Genomic DNA, 4,594 nt, shown 5'->3' with positions numbered 1-4,594 from the left:
CGGTCGCCCGGTGACCTTTGGCTGGGGGCCGCGCTTCCTGCACTCGACCGGTCAGTACCACAAGGGTGGCCCCGCGTTCGGCACCTTCCTGCAGATCCTTGGCTCGGGCACGGCCGACCTCGAGATTCCCGAGCGGCCGTTCACGTTCGGGCAGCTGATCACAGCACAGGCGGCCGGCGACGCGAGCGTGCTCGCCGACAAGGGCCGACCCGTGCTCACCCTCACTCTCGGCGACGTCCGTGGCGATGCAGAGAGGTTGCGGGAGTTCGCGACGCGATGACCGTTCCGATCTCTGCGGACTCTAACCCGCTGCGGGTTCCGTCCGACCGACGACTCAACCGGATCGCCGGGCCGAGCGCACTCGTCATCTTCGGCGTGACGGGTGACCTGTCGCGCAAGAAGCTCATGCCTGCCGTGTACGACTTGGCGAACCGCGGCCTCCTGCCACCCGGATTCGGCCTCGTCGGATTCGCTCGTCGCGACTGGACCGACGAAGATTTCGAGCAGGTCGTGCTCGAAGCAGTCAAGAAGTACGCGCGCACGCCCTTCGACGAGGCGGTCTGGCTCCAGCTTCGGCAAGGGATCCGGTTCGTCGTCGGAGAGTTCGATGATGACGCCGCCTTCGACCGATTGACCGAGACGCTCGCTGCGCTCGACGCAGAGCGGGGCACGATGGGGAACCACGCGTTCTACCTGTCGATTCCCCCCAAGTCGTTCCCGCTCGTGACGGAGCAGTTGCGACGGTCGGGCCTCGCCGAGCAGAAGGCTGGCTGCTGGAGACGCGTCGTCATCGAGAAGCCGTTCGGCTCCGACCTCACCACGGCGCGCGAGCTCAACGACGTCGTCGAAAGCGTCTTTCCGCCCGACAGCGTCTTTCGCATCGACCACTATCTCGGCAAAGAGACGGTGCAGAACATCCTGGCGTTGCGGTTCGCCAACCAGCTCTACGAACCGATCTGGAACGAGCGCTACGTCGACCACGTTCAGATCACGATGGCGGAAGACATCGGCGTTGGCGGACGGGCCGGGTACTACGACGGCATCGGCGCGGCACGGGACGTCATCCAGAACCACTTGTTGCAACTCTTCGCCCTCACCGCGATGGAGGAGCCGGTCTCGTTCGACGCGGGCGACCTCCGCACCGAAAAGGAAAAGGTGCTCTCGGCCGTGCACCTGCCGAAAGATCTCTCGCTGGTGAGCGCACGCGGGCAATACGCCGGCGGCTGGCAGGGCGGCGAGCGGGTGCTCGGCTTCCTCGAGGAAGACGGGATGAGCCCGACCTCGCAGACCGAGACCTACGCGGCCCTACGTCTCGACGTCAACACCCGTCGCTGGTCGGGTGTGCCGTTCTACCTGCGCGCGGGCAAGCGCCTCGGGCGACGGGTCACCGAGATCGCGGTCGTCTTCAAGCGCGCGCCGCAGTACTTGTTCGCCGAAAGCCAGACCTCGGCGCTTGGTCAGAACGCACTCGTCATCCGCGTGCAGCCCGACGAGGGCGTCACGATCCGGTTCGGGTCGAAAGTGCCAGGGGCCGGAATGCAGGTGCGTGACGTCACCATGGACTTCGGCTACGGCCACGCCTTCACGGAGGCGAGCCCCGAAGCGTACGAGCGACTCATTCTCGACGTGTTGCTCGGCGATCCCCCGCTCTTTCCACGTCACGAAGAGGTCGAACTCTCGTGGAAGATCCTCGACCCGATCGAGGAGTACTGGGCGGAGCAGGGCGGTCCGCTTGAGCAGTACCGCCCGGGCACCTGGGGCCCGACGGCGGCCGATGAACTGCTCGCACGCCACGGACACACCTGGAGGCGCCCGTGATCGTCGATCTGCCGGACACGACGGTGAGTGCCGTGTCGAAGGCCCTCGTCAGGGTGCGCGAAGAGGGCGGCGCCGTGGCGCTCGGGCGGGTTCTCACCCTCGTCATCTCCAGCGCCGGACGCACTGACGAAGCCGCGATCGAGGCCGCGAACGACGCCTCGCGCGAACACCCGATGCGCGTGATCGTGCTCAGCACCGCCCCTGACGCCGAGACCCGGCTGGATGCCGAGATCCGGGTTGGCGGGGATGCCGGCGCGAGCGAGGTTGTCGTTCTCCACGCCAGTGGCGAGACCACGACCGACCCCGAGAGCCTGGTGACCGGTCTTCTGCTGCCTGACGCGCCCGTCGTCGTCTGGTGGCCGGGCGAGGCGCCACCCGACCCGCACGCGTCGCCTCTTGGTCGGATCGGAACGCGGCGCATCACCGATGCCGCGGCCGCCGCCGACCCGGTCGACGCGCTTCTGCGTCTCGGCGCGCACTACACCCCCGGCGACACCGACTTCGCGTGGACCCGGTTGACGCTGTGGCGTGCGCAACTCGCGGCGGTGCTCGATCAGCCTCCGTACGAAGCGGTGACCGGGGTGTCTGTCGTGGGCTCGTCCGACTCACCGTCGACGGAGTTGCTTGCCCAGTGGCTCGGTCTGCAATTGCAGACCGAGGTCGAACTCGACATCAAGAAGCCGGGAGACGGGCCGAGCGGCATTCACAGCGTCCGGCTCGACCGCGCCTCGGGGTCGGTCGTGCTGTCGCGCGACGAGGGCGGCGTGGCCACGCTCACGCAGCCGAACCAGCCGACCCACGACATCGCGCTCCCCCGCCGCAGTCTGCGGGACTGCCTCGCCGAAGAGTTGCGTAGGCTCGATCCTGACGAGCTGTTCGGCGACGTCGTGAGACAGGAAGGCCCCACTCGATGACGAGCGAACGGCGGGTGCTGGTCCACCCGGACGCGGCGAGCCTTGAGGCAAGCGTCGCAGCCCGGTTCCTCACGAAGGTGATCGACCTGCTCGACGAACATGAGAGCATCGACGTGTGCCTGACCGGCGGCTCAACCGGGATCGCCGTGCTCGCTGCGGTTGCCCAGAATCCGGCGCGTGAAGGCATCGATTGGTCACGGGTCGCCTTCTGGTGGGGTGACGAGCGCTACCTCCCCCACGGTGACGCTGACCGCAACGAGACGCAAGCTCGGGCTGCTCTGCTCGACCACCTCGTGCTTCCGCCAGAGAACCTGCACCCGTTCCCGGCACCGGGAGACTACGCGACGATCAACGAAGCTGCCGATGCCTACGCGACCGAACTGGGCGACACGGTCTTCGACATCACCTTCCTCGGGGTCGGACCCGACGGCCACGTGGCGTCGCTCTTTCCCGACCACGAGACCGTGCGGGAGTCGGTCAAGAAGGTCGTCGCCGAGACCAACTCACCCAAGCCCCCGCCGGAGCGGTTGTCGCTGACTCTTCCGGTCATCAACGCGTCTGAACGGATCTGGATCGTGCTCGCGGGCGCGGACAAGGCGGGCGCGCTGGGCCTCGCGCTCGCCGACGCCAACGTCGCGTCTGTACCCGTCGCCGGGGTGCGTGGTCGCAAGCGCACGGTCTTCTTCGTCGACCAGGATGCCGCTGCCGAAGTCCCTGAGGGACTGATCGACCGTGAACGGTACTGGACCTCGCACGACGAGGGCTAGCCGCTCTCCGTCGGCTCGCTGAGTGGGCCTTAGGCCGTCGCGCCTCCGCGCCTGGAGCGAAGCTGATCGAGCGCCTCATCGAGCAGCTGAGCAGCCTCGGCATCGCTGCGCCGCTCCTTCACGTAGGCGAGGTGCGTCTTGTAGGGCTCGGTCTTCGCGAGCTGCGGAGGGTTGTCCTTGTCACGACCGGCCGGCAGTCCCGTCTGTGGGCTGTCGATGACTTCGGGGATCTCCTCGTCGGGGAGGTTCGCGGCGAAGTGACGCACGATCTCGTTGCCGGCTGCATCCCAATAAGAAACCGAGATGCGATCCGCGTGGTACCCGCGATCCTGCTCGCCCATGGGACCTGAACCGACTCGCGAGCCACGGATTGCGCTGCCACCAGATGCCACGACGTGCTCCTTAGCCCGAGAAACTTGACGATCGTCTCCGGCGTCAGCCGGAGAACTTGACGATGAGCCCCAACACCACGATGCTCGCGACCCACAGCAGGGCGAGGATCACGGTGATGCGGTTGAGGTTGCGCTCGGCCACCCCGGACGCGCCGAGGTTGGAGCTGGTGCCGCCGCCGAACATGTCGGAGAGGCCTCCGCCGCGACCGCGGTGCAACAGGATGAGCAGGGTCAACAGGAGGCTCGTGATGCCGAGCAGCACCTGGACGATGGTCTGGAGAACGAACATAACCGGCCTAGTCTACGTCCCACAACGTCTATGGTTCGTCACTTACGTGCCGACATGCTTCTGAAAACGCACGATGCTGGCGAATTCTTCGAGCAGGAGGCTCGCACCCCCGACGAGGGCTCCATCGACATCCGCCTCGCGCATGAAGCCGGCGATGTTCGAGGCTTTCACGCTGCCGCCGTACAGGATGCGGGTGGCCCCGGCGACGTCGTCACCGAGTACCTCGGCGATGACCCCGCGCAGGGCAGCGCACACCTGTTGGGCCTGTTCGCTCGTCGCGGCAAGGCCGGAGCCGATCGCCCAGACGGGTTCGTAGGCGAGACGGCGGACGATCTCGAACAGCACGGCCCGAGCGCCGTCCCGGTCGGCCAACTGCGGGTCGCGCTCGAGGGTGTCGCGAAGGGTTTCGAGATC

At 67.1% G+C, this 4,594-nt stretch carries 6 protein-coding genes and 1 pseudogene; 4 read left to right on the top strand and 3 right to left on the bottom strand.

The window, feature by feature from the left end; genetic code table 11:
- The 4 genes and pseudogenes from RMO30_RS06545 to pgl all read left to right on the top strand — a co-directional run.
- Positions 1-280: pseudogene (locus RMO30_RS06545) on the top strand (glucose-6-phosphate isomerase); the annotation flags it as partial.
- Positions 277-1,818 (top strand): glucose-6-phosphate dehydrogenase, encoded by a 1,542-nt coding sequence (gene zwf / locus RMO30_RS06540; RefSeq protein ID WP_309711033.1) that lies wholly within the window; start codon positions 277-279, stop codon positions 1,816-1,818. The pseudogene RMO30_RS06545 and the gene zwf, both read left to right, overlap by 4 nt.
- Positions 1,815-2,732: a glucose-6-phosphate dehydrogenase assembly protein OpcA gene (locus RMO30_RS06535; protein WP_309711031.1), complete on the top strand. Its 918-nt coding sequence runs from the start codon at positions 1,815-1,817 to the stop codon at positions 2,730-2,732. The genes zwf and RMO30_RS06535 overlap by 4 nt, the downstream gene beginning before the upstream one ends.
- Positions 2,729-3,499 (top strand): 6-phosphogluconolactonase, encoded by a 771-nt coding sequence (gene pgl, locus RMO30_RS06530; protein WP_309711030.1) that lies wholly within the window; start codon positions 2,729-2,731, stop codon positions 3,497-3,499. The genes RMO30_RS06535 and pgl overlap by 4 nt, the downstream gene beginning before the upstream one ends.
- 29 nt (positions 3,500-3,528) lie before the next feature.
- On the opposite strand, the gene RMO30_RS06525 is transcribed toward pgl, so the two are convergent.
- From RMO30_RS06525 to RMO30_RS06515, 3 genes are all read right to left on the bottom strand, one after another.
- A complete protein-coding gene (locus RMO30_RS06525) occupies positions 3,529-3,891 on the bottom strand; it encodes an RNA polymerase-binding protein RbpA (RefSeq protein WP_309711027.1) in 363 nt (120 codons plus the stop codon).
- 43 nt (positions 3,892-3,934) lie between these two features.
- Positions 3,935-4,180, bottom strand: coding sequence for a preprotein translocase subunit SecG (gene secG / locus RMO30_RS06520; RefSeq protein WP_309711024.1), 246 nt, complete (start codon positions 4,178-4,180; stop codon positions 3,935-3,937).
- 42 nt (positions 4,181-4,222) lie between these two features.
- A partial coding sequence (locus tag RMO30_RS06515; protein WP_309711021.1) for a triose-phosphate isomerase occupies positions 4,223-4,594 on the bottom strand: 372 nt, incomplete at its 5' end.

Origin of the sequence: Pseudolysinimonas sp., from assembly GCF_031389465.1 — a bacterium.
In the GTDB taxonomy this organism is placed as follows: Bacteria; Actinomycetota; Actinomycetes; order Actinomycetales; family Microbacteriaceae; genus Pseudolysinimonas_A.
The sequence above is the reverse complement of the archived record's forward strand: the minus strand, read 5'-3'. Positions and strand labels throughout refer to the sequence as shown.